This is a genomic window from Salipiger sp. D13 (assembly GCF_003703915.1).
Taxonomy (GTDB): Bacteria; Pseudomonadota; Alphaproteobacteria; order Rhodobacterales; family Rhodobacteraceae; genus Salipiger; species Salipiger profundus.
The window spans coordinates 1-21276 of sequence record NZ_RAPJ01000039.1; the positions used below are offsets into that span (position 1 = coordinate 1).

A 21276-nucleotide genomic window follows, 5' to 3' on the forward strand; every position below is an offset into this window, starting at 1 on the left:
ACTTCGGCCATCAGCCGATTTGTGCAACAGAGCCCGGGAATTTATTAAACGGCATTGATCTTTGTCTTTCTCGCTCGATACTGCTTTCCTAGCCTAAGTGCGTGCTTCAGGCACGGTGGCCAGGTCGCGTTGTTCATAAGGCGGGTTTGCTATAGGCTCTTTACTCAAGCTAATGCCGAGTGAAAGTCTAAGCAATGACCGACGTGGTCGATCCGCTGACACGCTCTCGTATCATGGCGAGTATCGGGCAGAAGGATACCGCCCCTGAGATCGCAGTTCGCAGAGCACTACACTCAAGAGGGTTCCGTTACCGACTGCACGTACGCGGGCTCAGGGGGCACCCCGACCTGGTCTTTCCAAAGTACCGCGCAGTCGTCTTTGTGCACGGCTGCTTCTGGCATCGGCATGCCGGATGCCGCTACGCAACCAACCCCAAGACGCGCACCGGATTCTGGGAGGTGAAGTTCGCCGCGAACGTTGCGCGGGACAGCGCCGTTCGGACCGCGCTGCTCGAAGCAGGCTGGCGCGTCGCGACGATCTGGGAGTGTACCCTTCGAAAGCCGGAGCAGATCGCGGCAGCGGCCGACCAGCTTTCAACATGGTTGCTCTCCGAAACTGACACGCTCGAGCTCGGCGGGCGCGAGATCTCGCCACCCACGTGAGAAGACGAAGATGTCAGGTCGTCCAGCTGATTGGTGCAGCCCTGCAGGGTATGATGTGTCCGTTGAATGTTCGATCTGAGTGTCTCCTTGCGCATGCCACTGGCGTCGAAGTGTTTAGCCAGGGACTCCGCAAAGGCATTTTATTTCAGTGACTTGCAACCAATTCACCAAATTTGTGCAGTCATGAGGTCCGGAGAATATCGGCCCTCAGAGAGTGACTTTGGGTCTTCGGGCCGCCACCGCAGTCAACAGCCAACCGCGCATAACCCCTGAATACAACGGAAAAATCCGGCAGCAACTGGATCGGGAGAACGCTTTCGCGAGGGCAAGTGGCGGAGAGGAAGGGATTCGAACCCTCGAGACGGTTTCCCGCCTACACACTTTCCAGGCGTGCGCCTTCGACCACTCGGCCACCTCTCCGCCGACCCCTTTAGCGGAACAGGCGACCCGGTTGCAAGGAGGAAAACCCCGATAAATCGAAGCCCCGGACAATGCCGGGGCTTCGCGCGAATTCTGACCGTGAGACGCGATCACATGTTGGGGTAGTTCGGGCCGTCGCCACCCTGCGGAACCGTCCAGTTGATGTTCTGCGCCGGATCCTTGATGTCGCAGGTCTTGCAGTGCACGCAGTTCTGGAAGTTGATCACGAATTCCGGCCCCTTATCGGTCTCGAGGAACTCGTAGACGCCGGCCGGGCAGTAGCGCTGCGAGGGGCCCGCGTAACTGGTGTAATCCACCACCACCGGCACGGACTCGTCCTTCAGACGCAGGTGACAGGGCTGGCTTTCCTCGTGGTTGGTGAACGAGAACGACACGTTCGTGAGCCGGTCGAAGGACAGCTTGCCGTCGGGCTTGGGGTAGTCGATCGGCTTGTGGTGGCTCGCGGGCTCGGTCGCCTCCGCGTCGGACTTCCCATGCCCCACCGTGCCGAACAGCGAGAAGCCCAGCTGGTTGGTCCACATGTCGAGCCCGCCCATCGTCAGCGACCCGGCTAGGCCCCACTTCGACCACATCGGCTTGACGTTGCGCACCTTCCAGAGGTCCTTGCCGATCGCGCCATCGCGCACCTCGGTCTCGTAGGCGTCAAGCTCGTCGGACGCGCGACCCGCCTTGAGCGCCTCGCAAGCGGCCTCGGCCGCGGCGATGCCCGAGAGCATGGCGTTGTGGTTGCCCTTGATGCGCGGCACGTTGACCATGCCGACCGAGCAGCCCAGCAGCGCCACGCCCGGCGCGACCATCTTCGGCATCGACTGGTAGCCGCCTTCCGAGATCGCCCGCGCCCCGTAAGCCACGCGCTTGCCGCCCTCGAGCAGCTCGGCGACGTGCGGGTGATGCTTGAAGCGCTGGAATTCCATGTAGGGGAACAGGTGCGGGTTCTTGTAGTTCAGGTGAACCACGAAGCCCACGTAGACCTGGTTGTTGTCGAGGTGGTAGATGAAGGCACCGCCGCCGGCGTTGCCGCCCAGGGGCCAGCCCATCGTGTGCTCGACCCGGCCCTCGCGGTGCTTCTCGGGGTCGATCTCCCAGATCTCCTTCATGCCGAGGCCGAACTTCTGCGGCTCCTTGCCGGCGGAGAGGTCGTATTTCGCGATCACCTCCTTCGAGAGCGAGCCGCGCACGCCCTCGGACAGGAAGACATACTTGCCGAGCAGCTCCATGCCGGGCTCGTAGCCGGGGCCGGGCGTGCCGTCGGGATTCTTGCCGAACTCGCCCGCGACCACGCCGCGCACTTCGCCGTTGTCGCCGTAGACCAGCTCGGAGCAGGACATGCCGGGGAAGATCTCGACGCCGAGCGCCTCGGCCTGCTCCGCCATCCAGCGGCAGACGTTGCCCATCGATACGATGTAGTTGCCGTGGTTCGACATGAACGGCGGCATCGGCCAGTGAGGGATGCTCACCTTGCCGCCCTCGCCGAGGAGGTAGAACTTGTCTTCCTTGACGGGAACGGTGACCGGGGCGCCCTTTTCCTTCCAGTCGGGGATCAGCGCATCGAGCCCGCAGGGATCAAGCACCGCCCCGGACAGGATATGCGCCCCCACCTCCGAGCCCTTCTCGAGCACGACCACCTCGAGCCCGGCATCGAGTTGCTTCAGGCGGATCGCTGCGGACAGGCCTGCCGGCCCCGCGCCCACGATCACCACATCATATTCCATCGACTCGCGCTCGATCTCGGCCATGCCGACCCCTCTGCTGGATTCATACGAAATTTTCTTTCGCTCCGGGGTAGCGCGGCAGCGCGGCGAAGGTCAATAAAAACACGGCGTCGCACGGTCTGCATGCGACCAATTCCGATCATCCCCGCAGGATGTCGCGATGCCCCGCAGGCGGCATGGAACCCCAGGGCGACTCGGAGCCCGGGCCTGAAAACGGCGGCGCTCCGCCACCCTGAGCCCTTGACGAAGGGGCGGTGCGACACGTTATGTGCGTTACTCAGACTGACATGCACGAACCGTTCGTTCAGGAGCGCCCTCCTTGGAAAAGATACTGATCACCCGCGCGGGCTACACCGCGCTCGAGACCGAATTGAAACAGCTCAAGTCCAAAGAGCGCCCGGCGATCATCCAGGCGATCGCGGAAGCGCGCGAGCTCGGCGACCTCAAGGAGAACGCCGAATACCATTCGGCGCGCGAGAAGCAGGGCTTCATCGAGGGCCGGATCAAGGAGATCGAGTCGATCATGGGGCTTGCCGAGGTCATCGACCCGACCAAGATGTCCGGCGCGGTGAAGTTCGGGGCGACCGTCACCGTCGCCGACGAGGACACCGACGAGGAGAAGACCTGGCAGATCGTCGGCGAGCACGAGGCCAACATCGAGAAGGGCCTGCTCAACATCAAGTCGCCGATTGCCCGTGCCCTCATCGGCAAGGAAGAGGGCGACAGCGTCGAGGTCCGCACGCCCGGCGGCGAGAAGAGCTACGAGATCCTCAGCATCGTCTACAAGTAAGGTCCACGCCAGATGGCCGACAGCAACGACAGCCGCTCCACGCCGCTGGGCATCTACGACCGCCCCGGCAAGGCCGGTCTTACCGGTATCGAAATCGCCGCGGCGGGGCTGAGCCTTGGCTGGCTGGTGCTTTCGGGCGCCTTCTTCACGCTTTACGAGAGCGAGGGCACCGACGGGCTGCGTTTCGTGCTGACCATCATGGTGGTCTTCATGCCGGTGGCCCTGATCTGGGTGGCGGCGACCGCGGCGAAGGCCAGCCGCGTGATGCGCGAGGAAAGCCAGCGCCTCCAGTCGGCGATCGACGCGATCCGGAACGCCTACATCTCGCAGGCGCAGGCCGGGCGCTCCGATCCGGCCTCGGGCACGATCACCAAGAAGCTCGACGAGATCGCGGCGGCGCAGCGCAAGACCGAGGCCGCGCTGGCGCTGCTGGGCTCTGACCGCACCACCGCCCCGGCACAGGCGTCGGCCCCCGCCCCGGCCCCGGCGCCGGAGACGACCGGCGCGGACGACCAGCCCCGGCTGTCGCTCGGAACGCCGGCCGAGGCACTGCAGCCGCCGCTCGCCAATGACGACTTCATCCGGGCGCTGAACTTCCCCGAGACCGCCGAGGACCAGGTGGGCTTCAACGCACTGCGCAAGGCCCTGAAGGACCGGCAGGCGGCGCAGCTCATCCAGGCTGCGCAGGACGTGCTGACCCTGCTCAGCCAGGACGGCATCTACATGGACGACCTGCAGCCCGACATGGCACGGCCCGAGATCTGGCGCGCCTTCGCCGAAGGCGAGCGCGGGCGGTCCATCGCGGCGCTCGGCGGTGTACGTGATCGCTCCTCGCTGGCACTGACGGCGGGCCGGATGAAGCAGGATCCGATCTTCCGCGATGCCGCGCATCATTTCCTGCGGCTCTTCGACAAGGCGGTGGCCCGCTTCGCACCCGTGGCCAGCGACACCGAGATATCCGAGCTGGCCAATACCCGCTCTTCGCGGGCCTTCATGCTGCTCGGACGGGTGGCCGGCACCTTCGACTGATGCAATTCCGGCTGTGCGCCCTGCGCGCACGGCCAGCGCGCCGGCCCCGCCCCGCCGGCAATTGCATCTGGCCCGGCGCTTGGATACGGCTGCTGCGACCCCTTCTTCGGAGCACGCCATGGCGGGACGCAATCTCAGGACACACTACTGGAAAGGCGTGCGCGACGCGGCCCCATTCCTGCTGGTGATCGTGCCCTTCGCCATGCTTTTCGGCGTGCTCGCCTCCGAGGCCGGGCTGAACGTCGCCGAGGCGCTCGCCTTTTCCGTTGCGGTCATCGCGGGGGCCTCGCAGTTCACCGCGCTGCAGCTCTTGCAGGACAACGTGCCGCTGGTGGTGGTGCTGGCCTCGTCGCTGGCCGTAAACCTGCGGATGGCGATGTACTCGGCCTCGCTCACGCCCTACCTCGGGCATTTGCCGCTGTGGAAGCGCGGCCTCGCCGCCTATTTCCTCGTCGACCAGACCTACGCGCTCTCGGTCGTCGAGTTCGAGAAGCGGCGCGACCTGAGCAACGCCGAGAAGTTCGCCTATTTCTTCGGGACGGTCACGCCGATCTGCCCGATGTGGTATGTCTTCACCATCGTCGGCGCCAGCCTCGGCGGCGCCATTCCGATCGAGATGGGCATCGACTTCGCCATGCCGATCGCCTTCATCGCGCTCATCGGCCCGGCGCTGCGCACCGGCGCGCACATCGCCGCCGCGCTCGTGGCATCGGTATCGGCGCTGCTGTTCGCCTTCCTGCCCTACAACCTCGGGCTGCTGATCGCCGCCGGCCTGGGCATGGCCGTGGGCGCCGAAATCGAACGCCGGAGGGGCACCGCATGATCGACCGCACGGATCTCTGGATCGTCATCATCGGGCTGGGGCTGGGCAGCTTCGGCCTGCGCTTCGTGTTCCTCGGGCTCGTCGGAGACCGTCCGATCCCGGGGTGGATCATGCGCCACCTGCGCTACACCGCCGTCGCGGTGCTGCCGGCGCTCATCGCGCCGCTGGTGATCTGGCCGAACGCGACCGACGGGCAGACCGATCCGGTCCGCCTTGCCGCCGCTGCGGTCACGCTTCTGGTGGGATATTTCGCCAAGAACCCGCTGGCCGCGATGGTTCTTGGCGGCATCGTGCTGTTCGGCGGGATTTACTGGACCGCCTGACCCTGCTGCACCTGAGCCTGGGTCTGCGCACCGGATTGCCCCTGGGAATCCATGGTGGCCTGTTCCGTCCCGAACTCCGAGATGGCGACGCTCTTGTCGTCGGCGTCGTTCTCGCGGACCACGCGCTCGGTCACCCCGGGCATCTCGGCAAGCTGTTCGGCGAGGTTCTTCGGGAACCACGTCCGGTTGATCTGCTCGAAGCCGCGAAGCTGTGACAGCACCCCCGAGGTCGCCACGGTGCACTGCGTCTGCGCGACGGCGCCGTAGTTCTCGACGATCTGCAATGCGCGCTCGGCCACGTCGGCCGGCACCTCGATTCGCTGGATGCGCACGCGATAGGTCTCGCGGGCGTGGGCGCGCTCGTAGAAATCCTCGATCCGGGGCGTGATGCCGTAGAGCACGTCATCGGACTCCACGAGATATTTCGCGCGCACCGAGCCGGCCGGATCGAAGATCACGCGCTGCGATGGCGCGTTGATCATGATGCTGGAATGCGCGCCTGCCTCGCTGTTGTTGTTGATCATCGTGTAGAGCGTGATCGCCGGCGGGCCGTCGTGGCGATAGGCCGCCGCCGCGACCTCTTGCGGGGTCGCGTTCGGCGCATGCGCACTCGGCGTGGTGCAGCCCGCGAGCGACAGGCCCGCCAGAAGGGCGGCGCAAACCGCGGCTCGGATAGTCATGGAGAGAAGCTCCTGCTGAGGAAGATGCCTCAGCCGTTCCACATCGCGAGAAGGACCACAAGAACGAGGATCACCACGACCGTGCGGATCGTGAAAGTGACGAAGCCGTTGAAGGTCTTCTCCTGCTCGGTGATGTCCATGCTGCCGTGCTTGTGTTCAGCCATCGTGTGTTCCGTCCCTGTGGAAAATGTCCTCCGGAAGACTGGTTAGCCGATTTCCGAGGCGCTGTCACCGCCCAAACAAATGGCATCCGGGTATCTTTTTGCCGCAGCCCCGCCAGCAGCTCAGGCCGCCTGCCAGAGCCAGGCGCCGTCGTCGCGCAGGCTGCGGGTGGCGCGCCCCTCGTGCCAGAGGTGCAGGCAGTGGGCCATCGCCTCGACCAGCGCGAGCCCGTATTCCCCGCCGCCGATGCTGCGCTTGAAGAGCACCGGGAAGCAGTCCCCCGCCGCCTTCGGCTCGCCAAGGAATCCGTGCAGCCGGTCGAGCGCCGAATGGTGGTTGTCGATGAGCTGCGCCATGCGGAAGGGCAGTCCGGTGAACGGCAGCTTGTGGCCGCCGAGCACCAGATGCTCCGGTCGTGCCAGCTCGGAGAGGCGCTCGCAGGCTTCGAGCCAGTCGCCCACCGGATCGGCCTCGGGCTCGGTGGCGTAGACGCCGATGTTCGAGCTGATGGTCGAGAGAATCTGGTCGCCCGAGATCACGAGGTCGTCGTCCCGCGACCAGAGCGTCGCGTGTTCCGGAGCGTGGCCGTTGCCGATGTGAACGTCCCATTCGCGCCCGCCCGCGCGGATACGGACGCCCTGCCGGATACGGGTGAACCCCAGCGGCATGGGCCAGACGCAGTCGGCGAAGTTGAAGGGTCGCTCGTTCGCCCGTTTCTCGAGGATATCCGGCGCCATTCCGCAGCGGCGCCAGTAGGTGAGCTGCGCCTCGGTCGGATGCTCCTGCGCATCGAGCAGCAGCATCCGCGCAAACAGCCAGGCCGTGCGCGTGGTGACAAGCTCGGCGCCGCGTTCCTGGAACCAGCCCGCCAGCCCGACATGGTCCGGATGGTGGTGGGTCAGCAGCACCCGATGCACCGGCTTGCCGCCCAACGGCCCCGCAAGCAATCGCTCCCAGATCGCCCGCGTCCGGCGCGAGGAAAACCCGGTGTCGACGATGGTCCAGCCCTCGCCGTCATCGAGCGCGTAGACGTTGACGTGATCCAGCGCCATCGGCAGCGGAAGGCGCATCCAGAGCACGCCCTCTGCCACTTCGATCGCCTCGCCCTCCTCGGGGGGCTGCGCGTGCGGGTAACGGATGCCGCGCGTCATCAGGCCGCGAGGTCGTCGGGGCTGATCTCCATGAGGCCCTCGCCGCCGGCGCGGACATGGGCAAGCAGCCCCGCGTGTTCGGGCAGCATCCGCGTGATGTAGAACCGCGCAAGGCGACCGTGGGCGCCCTCGGGGTCGGCCATCGCGGCGCGCAGGTGATAATGCCCGCCGAGGACACGGGCAAAGGCGCGCAGATAGGGCACGGCGGTGCCGAACCGGTCGGCCATCGGCTGCGCCACCAGCCAGTCGGTCGTCTCTCGCAGCGATTCAGCCGCATCCCAGACGGCCTCGGCCAGATCCGGCAGCGTGGTCTTGGCAGTGTCGGCAAAGGCCTCGATCTCGTCGAGCAGGCGGTTCGCGGCCTCGCCGCCGTCCATCAGCTTGCGGCCGACCATATCCATTGCCTGGATGCCGTTGGTGCCCTCGTAGATCGCCGTGACACGGACGTCGCGATAATACTGCGCCGCGCCGGTTTCCTCGACGTAGCCCATGCCGCCATGCACCTGCACGCCCATCTCCGAGACCGCGCAGCCCGTGTCGGTGCCGAAGGCCTTGGCGATGGGCGTCAGGAACGCCGCGCGCGCCTGCCACTCGGGCTCGCCGGTGGCGCGACCCATGTCGATGGCGACCGCGCAGTCGAGCGCGATGGCGCGCGCGGTGAAGACGTCGGCCTTCATCGTGGCGAGCATCCGGCGCACGTCGGCGTGGCCGATGATCGTGCCCTCGGGGGTCTTGCCCTGCTTGCGCTCACCCGCGAAGGCCAGCGCGAGCTGGTAGGCGCCCTCCGCCGCGCCCACGCCCTGACCGCCGACGCCGAGGCGGGCGTTGTTCATCATGGTGAACATCGCCTTCATGCCGCCGCCGGGCTCGCCCACGATCCAGCCGGTCGCGCCCTCGTAGGACATGACGCAGGTCGGCGAGCCGTGCAGGCCCATCTTGTGCTCGAGGCTGACGACCCGCAGGCTGTTCGCGACACCCGGGTTGCCATCGGCATCGGGGATGTATTTCGGCACCATGAAGAGGCTGATGCCCTTGGTCCCCGGTGCGGCGTCGGGCAGCCGCGCCAGCACGAGGTGGCACACGTTGTCGACGAAATCCGTGTCGCCCCACGAGATGTAGATCTTCTGCCCGGTGATGGCATAGGTGCCGTCGTCCTTCGGCTCCGCCTTCGACGACAGCGCGCCGACGTCCGAACCCGCCTGCGGCTCGGTGAGGTTCATCGTGCCCGACCATTCGCCCGAGATCAGCTTCGGCAGGTAGAGCGCGCGCATCGCGTCGTCGGCGTGATGCTCGAGCGCCTCGATCTGGCCCTGCGTGAGCAACGGGTTGAGCTGCAGCGAAAGGCAAGCGCCCGACATCATCTCGTTGACCGCGGTCGCCACCGTCAGGGGCAGACCCATGCCGCCGTGCTCGGGGTCGGCGGTAATCGCCACCCAGCCGCCCTCGGCAATCGCATTGTAGCCTTCGGCATAGCCCGGCGAGGCGCGCACGACGCCGTTTTCCAGAACCGCCGGATGCAGGTCGCCGTTGCGCTGCAGCGGGGCGAGCACCTCGTCGCACATCTTGCCGGCCTCGGTGAGCACCGCCAGCACGGTGTCGTCCGTCGCCTCGGCGAAACGCTCGGTCTGCTGCACGGCGGAGAACCCGACGACGTGGTCAAGAAGAAAGCCGAATTCTGAAACAGGGGCGCGATAAGGCATGAACAAATTCCAATCCCGGTTGGCAACAGCGCGACGCTCGGCTAGTCAGAACGCCAATTCTCGGGACGCGAGCCTACTGGGGCCGGCGCCCCTGTCCAACAGAAACGCGGCGTCACGACCATGAGCGAGATCGCAACCCAGCGCCTGAACGCTGACCCCGAGGGCATTGCCCGCGCCGCGCAGATCCTGCGCGAGGGCCAGCTTGTCGCGCTGCCGACGGAAACGGTCTACGGGCTTGGCGGCGACGCCACCAACGATCGCGCGGTGGCGCGCATCTACGAGGCCAAGGGCCGCCCCTCGTTCAACCCGCTGATCGTGCATCTGGCCGATCTCGACGCGGTCAAGCGGCTGGTGGTCTGGTCGGACCTCGCCGACACCGTGGCGGCGGCGTTCTGGCCCGGCCCCCTGACGCTGGTGCTGCCGCTGCGCGAGGGTGCGCCGGTCTCGAAACTGGTGACGGCGGGCATGGACACGCTCGCGGTGCGGATGCCGGCGAACCCGGTGGCGCGTGCGCTTCTGTCCGAGTTCGGCGGCCCGGTGGCGGCGCCCTCGGCGAACCGCTCGGGCCGGATCAGCCCGACCCGCCCCGAGCATGTGCTCGAAAGCCTCGACGGGCGGATCGCGGCGGTGCTCGACGGCGGACGCTGCGACGTGGGGCTCGAATCCACGATCCTCGGCCTTGCCGGAAAGCCGACGCTGCTGCGTCCGGGCCGCATCGGGCCCGACGAGCTTTCGCGCGCGCTCGGCCGCCCGGTGCTCGAACGCAAGGACCGCGACAAGATCTCGGCCCCCGGACAGCTCGCCTCGCATTACGCGCCGAGCGCCCGGGTGCGGCTGAACGCGGCGGAATGGCTGCCCGGCGACGCCCGGCTCGGCTTCGGCGCGACCGAGGGCGACTGCGATCTGAACCTCTCGCCCTCGGGCGACCTGGTCGAAGCGGCGGCGAACCTGTTCGAATACCTTCACCGGCTTGACGAGACCGGGGCGGAGACCATCGCGGTCATGCCGATCCCGCACGTCGGTCTCGGGGTCGCGATCAACGACCGGCTGAGCCGCGCCGCCGCCCCGCGCGACTGAGCGGCTCCGAACGCGCCGGTGCGCGCGGCATCCCGAGTCCGCAGTCGAAGCGATCCGCAAAGCGCGGATCCAGCCCGTCGGTCCGGCAACTGGCCATCAACGCCGCGCCCGCGGCTGCCGCCCCGGGGCGCCGCGCCTCGCACCAGAGCGCCGCAAGGCCGGCGACATGGGCGCAGGCCATGGTCGTGCCGTTGAGCGGTCGCAGTCCACCGCCGGCGGCGGCCGAAACCACGTTGACGCCCGGCGCCACCATGACCGGCGCGGCGTTTGAGAACGGGGCGGGCGCGAGTCCCGACGCCCCCTGCCCCAGCGCACCCACCGAGATCACGCCGGTCAGCGCGTCCGGCACGCTCACCTCGAACTCGGGCGCGATGGTGCGGCGGCTGTCGTTGCCGGCGGGCGCACAGATGACCGGGTCGGCGGCCAGTTGTCCCAGCATCGCCAGCAGCTCGTGCAGCAATCGCAGCGTCATCCGATGGCTTTCCAGCGCCACGGAGACCGCCAGCCCCATCGGCCAGCCCTCGGCCGCGAGCTCTTCGGCAAGCCCCGCCGTATCGAGCCGGGCCGCCAGCGCCACGACATGGGCCCCGCTCTCCGCCGCCCAGAGCAGCCCCCGCAGCAGCCCCTCGGACCTGCCGCGCCCGTCGTCGGCCAGAACCTTGCCGATCAGGGCGTCGGTCACGCCGGGCGCAACGCCGATCCGCGCGCCGTCGACCTCGCGGCCGAGAACGATGCCGGCGCAATGGGTGCCGTGCCCGTTTGCATCGTCGATCCCGGTGCCCGCGAAGTCCCGGCAGGTCAGCGCAACACCGAGAAACGCGGGGTGCGCCCGGTCGATGCCGGTGTCGAGCAGCGCCACGCGGACGCCCGCGCCGGTGCATGGGCTGGCGGACACGCCCGAGGCGACCAGCCCCCAACCGGGTGCCGCGTCTTCGGCACGCACGTCGTCGAGCGGCTCCGGGGCCACGAGCCGGGTCGGCATCGCCCGCGCGATGGCCCGGATCGAGGGATCGCGCACCGCGTCCCGCACCCCCCGCGCATCAAGCGCCGCCAGCTCGAGCACAGGCGCCGGAGGCGGCGCCACGGCGCGTCGCCTCGCGGCGGCCATGCTCGCATCGCGCAGGAGAAGGAACATTCAACGGCTCGCATCAGCGGTCAGGGACCAACGGACACGAGGTTACATACAAGCCACGCCGCCCCGAAGCGGGACCGCGTGAATGCAGCGTGAAATCGACCTCAGAGCAGGCCGTTGCGGCGGAACAGCGCCTTGAGGTCGGCCTCGGGGCGCGGCCCCATGTGGCCGATGACCTCGGTGGCGGCGACGGTGCCCATGCGGCCCGCCGTCTCCATGTCGGCGCCGGTGGCGAGACCGAAGAGGAAGCCCGCGGCGAACTGGTCGCCCGCGCCGGTGGCATCGACCGGCACGATCTTGGTCACCGGGATGTCGATGCGCGTGCCCTCGTGGATGATGCTCACGCCATCGCCCGAGCGGGTGCAGACCACCAGCGGGCAAAGCTCGGCCACCCGCGCAAGATCCTTGTCGAGGTTGTCGTCCTGGAACAGCGAGCGGATCTCGGCCTCGTTGCCGATGACGTAGTCCATCTCGTTGGCGATGAGCTTCACGAAGTCGTCGCGGTGACGCTCGACGCAGAACGGGTCCGAGATCGCGATGCCGGCCATGCCGCCCGCCGCGCGGCAGCTGCGGGCCATGCGGGTGAAGGCGTCCTTGCCCTTGGGCTTGTCGAAGAGATAGCCCTCGAGAAAGACGATCTCGGCCTGGTGCGCGACGTCGTCCGAGACATCCTCGGGGCCCAGCTCCGCAGAGATCCCGAGGTAGGTGTTCATCGACCGCTCGCCGTCGGGCGAGACGAAGATCATGCAGCGCGAGGTCGGCAGCTCGCCGCCCGGCACCGGCGGGTTGACGAAATCGGTGCCGCCCTTCTCCATCGCCTCGGCATAGAACTGGCCCAGCGCGTCGTCATGCACCCGCCCGATGAACCCGGTGCGCAGGCCAAGGCCCCCGATCCCGGCGATGGTGTTCGCCACCGAGCCGCCCGGCGCCTGCACCCGGTCGGACATGGCGCCGAAAAGCTGCTCGGAGCGGTCGCGCTCGACGAGCTGCATGATGCCCTTCTCGATCCCCATGTGATCGAGAAAGCTGTCGTCGCAGCGGGTGAGCACGTCGACGATGGCGTTGCCGATGCCGACGACCTGATACTTCTTGGTCGCGTGTTGCGGGTTGAGTGTCATGGTGTCTTGTCCTCGAACTGGCAGAGGTCGCGGATCAGGCAGGCCTGGCACTTGGGCTTGCGCGCGACGCAGGTGTAACGCCCGTGCAGGATCAGCCAGTGATGCGCGTGCATCTGGAAATCCACGGGGATGTTGTCTTCGATGGCGCGCTCGACGGCGACCACGTCCTTGCCCGGGCAGATGCCGGTGCGGTTGCCGACGCGGAAGATGTGGGTGTCGACGGCCTGCGCCGGGTAGCGCCACCACATGTTGAGCACGACGTTCGCCGTCTTGCGCCCGACGCCGGGCAGCGCCTGAAGCGCGGCGCGCGAACACGGCACCTCGCCGCCGTAGTCCTCGTGCAGGATGCGCGACAGCTTGATGACGTTCTTCGCCTTGTTGCGGTAGAGGCCGATCGTCTTGATATGCTCGATCACGCCTTCCTCGCCCAGCGCCAGCATCTTTTCCGGCGTGTCGGCGATCTTGAACAGCTCGCGCGTCGCCTTGTTAACCCCGGCGTCGGTCGCCTGCGCCGAAAGCGCCACGGCCACCACCAGCGTGTAGGCGTTGACGTGCTCGAGCTCGCCCTTGGGCTCGGGCTCGGCGTCTTGAAAGCGGGTGAAGATCTCCCGCAGGGTGTGATAATCGAGCTGCTTGGCCATCCCGCGTTTAATGCCCGCCGGTTGCGGGATGCGCAACATTCGGGTCGCCTGTCGCGCGCATTTGTCTAGAAAAAGGGACCACGGGCCGGAAACACCGGCAGAGCTGAGGGAATGCAGATGCCCGGAATTCGCGACGAGAGCGGCTATCACTACGACGTCATACGGCGCGCCATCGACGCGGTGGACACCGCCGGCCCGCAGGCGACGCTCGAGGATCTGGCCGCACGGATGGACATGAGCCCGGCGCATTTCCAGCGGCTGTTCTCGCGCTGGGCCGGGGTCTCGCCCAAGCGGTTCCAGCAGTACCTGACGCTCGGCCACGCCAAGGCACTGCTCGAAGAACGCTTCACCACGCTCGAAACCGCGCATGAGACCGGGCTTTCCGGCGGCGGCCGGCTGCACGACCTGTTCCTCCGCTGGGAGGCGATGAGCCCCGGAGCCTTCGCCCGGGGCGGCGCCGGGCTGACCATCCGCTGGGGCTGGTTCGACAGCCCCTTCGGCCCGGCGCTTGTGATGGGCACCGACCGCGGCATCTGCGGCATCGGCTTCGCTGCGGAAACCGGCGAGGCCGAGGCCATGGCCGACCTGAGCGGCCGCTGGCCCGACGCCACCTACATCGAGGACCCCGGCGCGCTCGCCGGCTGGGCGGCCCGCGCCTTCGGAGCGCAGCGGGGCGAGGTGCCGCTGTTCCTGATCGGCGCGCCGTTCCAGATCAAGGTCTGGGAGGCGCTCATGCGCATCCCCTCGGGCCATGTCACCACCTATTCCGAGATCGCGCAGGCGGTCGGCAACCCGAAAGCAGTGCGCGCCGTCGGCACCGCCGTGGGGCGCAACCCGATCTCGCTGCTCATTCCCTGCCACCGGGCGCTGCGCAAGTCCGGGGGACTCGGTGGCTACCATTGGGGCCTGCCGGTGAAGCGCGCCATCCTCGCGTGGGAGACGGCACGGCTCGAGGCGTGACCCGCCGGAGAGCAAGGTACGATCACGGCCTTACGCGACGGCCACCCCGCCCTTCGGCCCACAGACCCCGGACCGTGATCACGATGGGCAGACTCCCGCCGATTCCCGCGTGACACGGATGTTGGCGACAGGCATGGTCCCGCTATACATCAGGAGGAGACCCCGCCAGGGGCCAACACAGGAACGAGGCACACCATGATCCGGGCCAGGACCCCCCTTATTTTCTCGCTTGCCGCCGCAATGACGCTCAGCGCCTGCGCCGACAACCAGATGTTCAACGAGAACAACCCCAACAAGAACACCAACCAGGGCATCCTTCTCGGCGCGCTCGGCGGCGCCGTCGCCGGCCGTGCCATCGGCGGCAACAACGACGACCGCGTGAAGAACACCCTTGCCGGCGCCGCCGCGGGTGCCATCGCGGGCGGTGTCATCGGCAGCCAGCTCGACAAGCAGGAAGCGGAACTGCGCCAGCAGCTCGGCAACAACGTCTCGATCAACAACACCGGCGACCGGCTGATCGTGACCATGCCGCAGGACATCCTCTTCGCCACCGACAGCGCGACGCTGCGGTCGGACCTGCAGGGCGACATCCGCGCCGTCGGCCGGTCGCTGCTCGACTACCCGAACACCACCGTGCAGGTCGTCGGCCACACCGACAGCGACGGTGCCGCCGCCTACAACCAGAGCCTCTCGCTGCGCCGCGCGCAGGCCGTGTCGAGCCTGCTGCAGGCCGAGGGCGTGTCCTCCAGCCGCCTGCAGGCCATCGGCCGGGGCGAGGACCAGCCCGTCGCGTCGAACCTGACGCCCGAGGGCAAGCAGCAGAACCGCCGGGTCGAGATCGTCATCCTGCCCAACGCCTGATCCGCTTCGCCGGACCGGCACAAGGAACACGTCGAAGCGCCGCGGCCCGCCCGCGGCGCTTTCTCTTTGCAGCGGCTGGACCGGGCCCGCCCCCGGTGAGATAGATCACCGCCAAGGAGGACCGCCATGACAGATCGCCCCCTGCACGACATCCGCCAGACCGACGTGATGGACCCGGCGCGCGCCAACGCGCTGCTGATCGCCCTGGGGCGCCCCGAGCGCCTGTCCGAAGGCGACCCGCTGCCGCCGTTCTTCCACCAGCTGCACTTCTGGGACGCGCAGCCGCCCGAGGCGCTCGGACGCGATGGACACCCCAGGGTCGGCGGCCTCATCCCCGACCTCGGGCTGCCGCGCCGCATGTGGGCCGGCGGAGAGCTTCGGTTCCACGCGCCGCTGCGCGCCGGCATCGCGGCAGAGAAACGTTCGGTCTGCGAGAACGTGACACGCAAGACCGGGCGCAGCGGGCCACTCGGCTTCGTGACGCTGCGCCACGAAGTCCGGCAGGGCGGCACGCTCTGCGTCGTCGACCGGCAGGATCTCGTCTACCGCGAGGACCCGGCACCCGATGGCAGGCAGCCAGTGCCGCCCCGGGCACGCACCGACGAGGAGAAGGCCCGCCACGCCGCCTTCGACAGCACCCAGCTGTTCCGCTACTCGGCGCTGACCTTCAACGGCCACCGCATCCACTACGATGCCGACTACTGCCGCGAGGTCGAAGGCTACCCTGCCCCGGTCGTACACGGGCCGCTGCTCGCCCAGCTGCTGATGCTGATGGCCGAGGAGCGCGCGCCGCTGCGGGGCTTCACGTTCCGCGCGTCGGCACCCGTGGTGCTTGGCGAGACGGTGACGCTCTGCCTCAAGGGGTCCTCCGCCTGGATCCGCGGCGCGGACGGACGCCAGTGCATGAATGCAGAGCTGGTTTACTGATCCCCGCAAACGCGACGGCCCCGCCGAAGCGGGGCGCGCTTCCCTTCACAGGCGCCTTGCTCAGGCGGTGCCGCTCAGCAGCCGGTGCCGCGCATGACCACCCGGATCGTCTTGAGCAGCAGCACCACATCGGTCCGGAACGACAGCTTGCGAAGGTAGTCGGCGTCGAACCCGGCGCGTTCGGCAAAGCTCGACTCGTTGCGGACCGAGGTCTGCCACAGCCCGGTGATGCCGGGTCTGAGCGCGTAATAGGCGGTGCCGGGATAGATGTCGCGCTGCTCGACCATCATCGGGCGTGGTCCGACCAGCGACATGTCTCCGCGCAGCACGTTCCAGAGTTGGGGAAGTTCGTCGAGCGAGTTCTTCCGGATGATACGGCCGATCGGCGTGATCCGGGGATCCCGGCGCAATTTCTGGGTGCGGTTCCACTCCTTGCGCGCCTCCGGATCACTGGCAAGGTAAGCCTCGAGCCGTGCATCGGCATCGACCACCATCGACCGGAGCTTCCACATCCGGAAGACCCGACCGTCGCGACCGAGCCGCTGTTGCAGGTAGAACGGCGAATGTCCGTCGAGCGCCACAAGCGCCGCGAGCATCAGTGTCATGAGGCACACCGGCAGCGCGCCGATGACGACAAGCGCGACGTCGAGCACGCGCTTGGCAGCTTTGCGATAGAAGGCGGACCCGGGCGCACGTGACAGTGCGTCATCAATCAGCTTTTCAAATTCCGCCGTCGGCAGCGGCTGGCGAACATGTAGTGTCAAATGGACCTCCCAGAGGCGTGCATCGACGAAATATCGGGACAGGCAGCGCAGCACCGCCGAACGAAGAAACATGCAGCATCCGGGCGCTCTGCCGTTGAGCAGAACGGGACACGAATAATCCGTGCAATTCGGTCGGAATGTCAGGTTTTCAGAACCGTTCGGTTCGCAGCAGCCTTACCGTTACTCCCAGGTGGAAGCACCAACCCCCAAGTGCCATAGTGTGACGAAATTATGTTTTTCTGCTCGATACAACTTCATACGCACCGAAACTTTTAACCGTCAACAAAGCGTTTTGATCACATCTCTGGGTTGATCTTCTTTTCGGAGAACCGCTTTGAGGCAACCACACCCATAATGAGAATTAGGACCAGAAAATCTCTTTTTAAGAGAGACATGAACGCCCAGCGGAGAAGGCTCCTTATTCAGAAAAATGATTGAATCCATCAAGAAATCACCCGTAAACAATTCGAAAGACTTTCCCGCCTTGATTGTATTCAAAATGGGAACAATCCTTTCAAGATATTATATACTGTCTCCACTTCAGATCGGATTGAAAGTGCCCGCCGCTTATTGAATCAATCCATCTTCCGCTCTTCAGCAGGAACGGAAACAATGGTTGCCCCTCGTGTCCCGCCGTCAGGCCGGGCTCAACCATTTGCCTCGCCGGTCTGCGTCGGTTCCTCCGCTCCTTGGCCTGGACAGGAGCAACCGGCGCCGCTTCTCACGCCGGGCCTCATCGCGACACGCTAAGAGTGAGCGACGCTTGTAACGTAATATTTCAAATTGACACAATTTGCGACCAACAGGTCCAATTGAGGCCCGCCCCATGCCCTTGGCTGGCCACATTCGCCCCGAATCGAGCCACAATCCTTGCCACTGCGCTAAGAGCTGCGGCCCTTCCTCAGTTGCATGACGACCCTCGCTTGCCTATTCCCGGCATGACGTTTCGCGCGAAAGGAGCCTGCGCCATGGCGAACCATCTCTACCAGGGCGATCTGCCCGATGGCCTGGACCTCGGCCCGGAGGTGGCGATCGACTGCGAGACCATGGGCCTCAACCCGCACCGCGACCGGCTCTGCGTCGTGCAGCTGTCCGGCGGCGACGGAAACGCGCATCTCGTGCAGATCGCGCGCGGCCAGACCGAAGCCCCGAACCTCTGCCGGCTGCTGCGCGACGAAACCGTGTTGAAGCTCTTCCACTTCGGCCGTTTCGACATCGCCGCCATGTACAACACCTTCGGTGCGCTCGCGGCGCCGGTCTACTGCACCAAGATCGCCAGCCGCATGGTGCGCACCTATACTGACCGCCACGGACTCAAGACACTGACCCAGGAACTGCTTGGCGTCGACATCTCGAAGCAGCAACAGTCGAGCGACTGGGGCGCGGCCACGCTGAGCGACGCGCAGCTGGATTACGCGGCGTCGGACGTGCTGCACCTGCACCGGCTGCGCACCGCGCTCGACGCGATGCTCGCGCGCGAGGGGCGGACCGCGCTGGCGCAGGCCTGCTTCGACTTCCTGCCGACCCGCTCGCTGCTCGATCTCGAAGGCTGGCCCGACACAGACATCTTCGCGCATGCCTGACCCATGGCACCGCGCGGAGACACATATTCCCATGTCATCGGCTGGCTGAAGATCCTGCTGCCGCTCGCGGCGCTCATCATGCTGTCGACGCTGTTCCTGCTGCCGCGCACCAGCGAGCCGGTGAACCGCCTGCCCTATATCGAGGGCGAGTCCGGGGGCGACGGCGCCCGCGAACAGATCGTCGCGCCCTATTTCGCCGGCACCACTGCCGATGGCGACCGGCTGACGCTGACCGCCGAAAGTGCCGAACCGATCGAGGGCGCGCTCTCGCGGGTCAGGGCGCTCTCGCTCGACGCCTCCATGGACCTGACCGATGGCAGCCGCATCGGCCTGCGCTCGGACACCGCCGTGGTCGACGACGACGACAAGTCCGCCGACCTTCAGGGCCGCGTGCATATCACCAGCTCGACCGGCTACGAGATCGACACCGAGCGGCTTCTCACCGCCCTCGACAGGATCGAGGCCGAGACGCTCGCCCCGGTCAGCGGCACCGGCCCGGCCGGGCGGTTCACCGCCGGCAAGCTCACCATCACGGCGAACGACGCCGGCGACGACGTGCAACTGCTTTTCACGGACGGCGTAAAGCTGGTATACGACCCGAAAGATCCATGAAGGGTGCCTCATGTTCCGTAGTCTGACCGCCGCCGTCCTCCTCACCCTGCTCTCCGGACCGGCGCTGGCGCAGGGGGCCCAGGTGGCCTTTGGCGGCATGCAGCAGGACACCAGCGCGCCGGTCGAGGTCACCGCCGACCAGCTGCAGGTGAACCAGTCCGACGGCACCGCGCTCTACACCGGCAACGTCGTCATCGGCCAGGGCGAGATGCGGCTCGCGGCGCCGCGCGTCCTCATCGTCTACGCCGAGGGGCAGGACCGCATCGACCGGATGGAAGCGAGCGGCGGCGTCACGCTGGTGAACGGCGACGAGGCCGCCGAGGCCGAGAACGCCGACTACAGCATCGACACCGGCACCGTCGTGATGACCGGCAACGTGCTTCTGACGCAGGGCGACAACGCCCTCACCTCCGAGCGCATGGTCGTCAACCTCGAGGACGGGACCGCCCAGATGGAGGGGCGCGTCCGCACCGTGATCAACCAGGGCTCCGGCGGCCAGGACCAGTAAGAGCAGGATCCCGGATGACCCGCCCCGACCTGACCGTGACCGAAGGCGACAGCGGCCTGCGCGTGCGCCACCTGCGCAAGAGCTACCGCAAGCGCGTGGTGATCCGCGACGTCACGCTCGATCTCGACCGCGGCGAAGTGGTCGCGCTTCTCGGTCCCAACGGCTCGGGCAAGACCACGACCTTCTACGCGGTCGCGGGGCTCGTGAACCCCGAGGGCGGACAGGTCACCATCGACGGGCGCGACGCCACCTGGCTGCCGATGTATCGCCGCGCGCGCCTCGGGATCGGCTACCTGCCGCAGGAGATGTCGATCTTCCGCGGCCTCTCGGTCGAGGACAACATCGCCTCGGTGCTCGACATCGCCGAGACCGACCGCCACCGTCGTCGTGAACGGCTCGAGGAGCTGCTGGGCGAGTTCTCGATCGAACACCTGCGCCGCGCGCCCGCGCTGGCGCTCTCGGGCGGCGAACGCCGTCGCGTCGAGATCGCCCGCTGCCTTGCAGCGAATCCCCGCTACCTGCTGCTCGACGAACCCTTCGCCGGTGTCGACCCGATCAGCGTCGGCGACATCCGGCACCTTGTCGCCGACCTCAAGAAGCGCGGCATCGGCGTGCTCATCACCGATCACAACGTGCGCGAGACGCTCGAGATCGTCGACCGCGCCTACATCCTGCACGACGGCAAGGTGCTGATGTCCGGCACCCCCGCCGAGGTCGTGCAGAACGAAAACGTGCGCCGGGTTTACCTGGGCGAGAACTTCCGGATCGGGTGACACCGATGACGCGCGGCCTGCCCGCGTTTTCGATCCGGCGTTTGCGACAGATCATTGACAGAACCGCCGAGTCTCACGTCAAATAAGGACATGACGCAGCGCATCCATGCATGCCCGTTTTCAAGCGCCCCCGAGGAGAGGGAAGGACGGGCGTCAAGTGCATCTGCCTTGCGTCTCCCCTGATCCGCCACCACATCGAGCCTGCCGGCAAACGGCAGCAGGGGTGACGGGTCCAAAGAAGAGAAGGAATGACCATGCGCTACCAGATCACGGGAAAGCAGATCGATATCGGTGAAGCCCTCCAGACTCACGTCAAGACAGAGCTGGACGCGGTGATCGAGAAATACGCCTTCAGGCCGACCGATGCCCAGATCACCTTTTCCAAGAGCGCACACGAGTATATCTGCGAAGTAACCGTGCACCTGTCCACAGGCCTGACCTCTTCGGCCAAGGACAAGGCGACCGAGATCTACAGCTCCTTCGATGGTTGCTCCGAAAAGGTCGACAAGCAGCTGCGCCGCTACAAGCGCCGCCTGAAAGACCATCACAAGGAACGCGCACAGCCCGTTGAACTCTTCGGAGCGTCCTCGTATATCCTCGCCGGCGAATCCGAGTCCCATGACAACGAGCCGGACTCGCTGCAGCCGATCATCGTCGCCGAGATGGAGACGAAAATCCCGTCCCTGACGGTGGGCGAAGCCGTGATGCAGATGGAACTGGCCGGGGCGCCCGTGCTGGTCTTCCGCAACGAGAAGAAGGATGGCGTGAACGTCGTGTATCGCCGCGACGATGGCAACATCGGCTGGATCGATCCGTAAGAAGATCGTCGCCGCGACGGCCCGCGCCC

General features: G+C 66.8%; 23 protein-coding genes and 1 tRNA gene. 14 read left to right on the forward strand and 10 right to left on the reverse strand.

Annotated features, from left to right (window positions below; translation table 11 throughout):
• Positions 1–194: 194 nt before the first annotated feature.
• Entirely contained in the window at positions 195–662 is a 468-nt protein-coding gene (locus D6860_RS22475; RefSeq protein ID WP_017469008.1) for a very short patch repair endonuclease, read from the forward strand.
• A 330-nt stretch (positions 663–992) separates the two neighbouring features.
• Here the strand turns inward: D6860_RS22475 and D6860_RS22480 are convergent.
• Positions 993–1082, reverse strand: a tRNA-Ser gene (locus D6860_RS22480).
• Positions 1083–1192: 110 nt separating this feature from the next.
• Entirely contained in the window at positions 1193–2839 is a 1647-nt protein-coding gene (locus D6860_RS22485) for an electron transfer flavoprotein-ubiquinone oxidoreductase (protein WP_076622783.1), read from the reverse strand.
• Positions 2840–3134: 295 nt separating this feature from the next.
• Here D6860_RS22485 and greA point away from each other — a divergent pair, with 295 nt between their 5' ends.
• The 4 genes from greA to D6860_RS22505 all read left to right on the forward strand — a co-directional run bounded on the left by greA (position 3135) and on the right by D6860_RS22505 (position 5780).
• On the forward strand, positions 3135–3605 hold the full coding sequence (greA, locus tag D6860_RS22490; protein ID WP_017468544.1) for a transcription elongation factor GreA: 471 nt from the start codon (positions 3135–3137) through the stop codon (positions 3603–3605).
• Positions 3606–3617: 12 nt separating this feature from the next.
• Positions 3618–4634, forward strand: a complete 1017-nt coding sequence (locus tag D6860_RS22495) for a hypothetical protein (protein ID WP_076622784.1) — start codon at positions 3618–3620, stop codon at positions 4632–4634.
• A gap of 118 nt (positions 4635–4752) precedes the next feature.
• Entirely contained in the window at positions 4753–5457 is a 705-nt protein-coding gene (locus D6860_RS22500; protein WP_076622785.1) for an AzlC family ABC transporter permease, read from the forward strand.
• Positions 5454–5780, forward strand: coding sequence for an AzlD domain-containing protein (locus tag D6860_RS22505; RefSeq protein ID WP_076622786.1), 327 nt, complete (start codon positions 5454–5456; stop codon positions 5778–5780). Before D6860_RS22500 ends, D6860_RS22505 begins: the two co-directional genes overlap by 4 nt.
• Here D6860_RS22505 and D6860_RS22510 read toward each other — a convergent pair.
• The 4 genes from D6860_RS22510 to D6860_RS22525 all read right to left on the reverse strand — a co-directional run bounded on the left by D6860_RS22510 (position 5765) and on the right by D6860_RS22525 (position 9473).
• A complete protein-coding gene (locus tag D6860_RS22510) occupies positions 5765–6460 on the reverse strand; it encodes a hypothetical protein (protein ID WP_076622787.1) in 696 nt (231 codons plus the stop codon). The two genes, D6860_RS22505 and D6860_RS22510, sit on opposite strands and share 16 nt — an antisense overlap.
• Positions 6461–6489: 29 nt before the next feature.
• Positions 6490–6624 (reverse strand): aa3-type cytochrome c oxidase subunit IV, encoded by a 135-nt coding sequence (locus tag D6860_RS22515; protein ID WP_017467912.1) that lies wholly within the window; start codon positions 6622–6624, stop codon positions 6490–6492.
• Between the two features lie 120 nt (positions 6625–6744).
• Positions 6745–7773 carry an MBL fold metallo-hydrolase gene (locus D6860_RS22520; RefSeq protein WP_017467911.1) on the reverse strand — a complete coding sequence of 343 codons (1029 nt, stop codon included), beginning with the start codon at positions 7771–7773 and terminating at the stop codon, positions 6745–6747.
• Complete coding sequence (locus D6860_RS22525; RefSeq protein ID WP_076625280.1) at positions 7773–9473, reverse strand: acyl-CoA dehydrogenase; 1701 nt, start codon at positions 9471–9473, stop codon at positions 7773–7775. Before D6860_RS22525 ends, D6860_RS22520 begins: the two co-directional genes overlap by 1 nt.
• A 120-nt stretch (positions 9474–9593) precedes the next feature.
• Between D6860_RS22525 and D6860_RS22530 the strand changes: the two genes are divergently transcribed.
• A complete protein-coding gene (locus D6860_RS22530) occupies positions 9594–10550 on the forward strand; it encodes an L-threonylcarbamoyladenylate synthase (protein WP_076622788.1) in 957 nt (318 codons plus the stop codon).
• Here D6860_RS22530 and D6860_RS22535 read toward each other — a convergent pair.
• The 3 genes from D6860_RS22535 to nth form a co-directional block, all read right to left on the reverse strand.
• Positions 10510–11685, reverse strand: coding sequence for a S8 family serine peptidase (locus D6860_RS22535; RefSeq protein ID WP_076622789.1), 1176 nt, complete (start codon positions 11683–11685; stop codon positions 10510–10512). The genes D6860_RS22530 and D6860_RS22535 overlap by 41 nt on opposite strands.
• A 101-nt stretch (positions 11686–11786) precedes the next feature.
• Complete coding sequence (locus tag D6860_RS22540; protein ID WP_076622790.1) at positions 11787–12800, reverse strand: adenosine kinase; 1014 nt, start codon at positions 12798–12800, stop codon at positions 11787–11789.
• Complete coding sequence (gene nth, locus D6860_RS22545; RefSeq protein ID WP_076622791.1) at positions 12797–13441, reverse strand: endonuclease III; 645 nt, start codon at positions 13439–13441, stop codon at positions 12797–12799. Before nth ends, D6860_RS22540 begins: the two co-directional genes overlap by 4 nt.
• A 117-nt stretch (positions 13442–13558) precedes the next feature.
• Between nth and D6860_RS22550 the strand changes: the two genes are divergently transcribed.
• The 3 genes from D6860_RS22550 (at position 13559) to D6860_RS22560 (ending at position 16189) form a co-directional block, all read left to right on the forward strand.
• Positions 13559–14401, forward strand: coding sequence for a methylated-DNA--[protein]-cysteine S-methyltransferase (locus D6860_RS22550; RefSeq protein WP_076625281.1), 843 nt, complete (start codon positions 13559–13561; stop codon positions 14399–14401).
• Between the two features lie 195 nt (positions 14402–14596).
• Positions 14597–15262 carry a YiaD family glycine zipper/OmpA-like lipoprotein gene (locus D6860_RS22555; RefSeq protein WP_076622792.1) on the forward strand — a complete coding sequence of 222 codons (666 nt, stop codon included), beginning with the start codon at positions 14597–14599 and terminating at the stop codon, positions 15260–15262.
• A 126-nt stretch (positions 15263–15388) separates the two neighbouring features.
• On the forward strand, positions 15389–16189 hold the full coding sequence (locus D6860_RS22560; protein ID WP_076622793.1) for an HTD2 family dehydratase: 801 nt from the start codon (positions 15389–15391) through the stop codon (positions 16187–16189).
• Positions 16190–16263: 74 nt separating this feature from the next.
• On the opposite strand, the gene D6860_RS22565 is transcribed toward D6860_RS22560, so the two are convergent.
• On the reverse strand, positions 16264–16953 hold the full coding sequence (locus tag D6860_RS22565) for a sugar transferase (RefSeq protein WP_076625282.1): 690 nt from the start codon (positions 16951–16953) through the stop codon (positions 16264–16266).
• A 968-nt stretch (positions 16954–17921) separates the two neighbouring features.
• Here D6860_RS22565 and D6860_RS22570 point away from each other — a divergent pair.
• The 5 genes from D6860_RS22570 (at position 17922) to hpf (ending at position 21247) form a co-directional block, all read left to right on the forward strand.
• The gene (locus tag D6860_RS22570; protein ID WP_076622794.1) at positions 17922–18536 is read left to right on the forward strand and encodes a ribonuclease D; all 615 of its coding nucleotides are present in this window, start codon (positions 17922–17924) and stop codon (positions 18534–18536) included.
• 3 nt (positions 18537–18539) lie between these two features.
• Positions 18540–19148, forward strand: coding sequence for an LPS export ABC transporter periplasmic protein LptC (lptC, locus tag D6860_RS22575; RefSeq protein ID WP_076622795.1), 609 nt, complete (start codon positions 18540–18542; stop codon positions 19146–19148).
• 10 nt (positions 19149–19158) lie between these two features.
• Positions 19159–19656 (forward strand): lipopolysaccharide transport periplasmic protein LptA, encoded by a 498-nt coding sequence (gene lptA / locus D6860_RS22580; protein ID WP_076622796.1) that lies wholly within the window; start codon positions 19159–19161, stop codon positions 19654–19656.
• A gap of 14 nt (positions 19657–19670) precedes the next feature.
• The gene (lptB, locus tag D6860_RS22585; protein ID WP_017467719.1) at positions 19671–20429 is read left to right on the forward strand and encodes an LPS export ABC transporter ATP-binding protein; all 759 of its coding nucleotides are present in this window, start codon (positions 19671–19673) and stop codon (positions 20427–20429) included.
• 254 nt (positions 20430–20683) lie between these two features.
• The gene (gene hpf, locus D6860_RS22590; protein WP_076625283.1) at positions 20684–21247 is read left to right on the forward strand and encodes a ribosome hibernation-promoting factor, HPF/YfiA family; all 564 of its coding nucleotides are present in this window, start codon (positions 20684–20686) and stop codon (positions 21245–21247) included.
• The last annotated feature ends 29 nt before the right edge of the window (positions 21248–21276 follow it).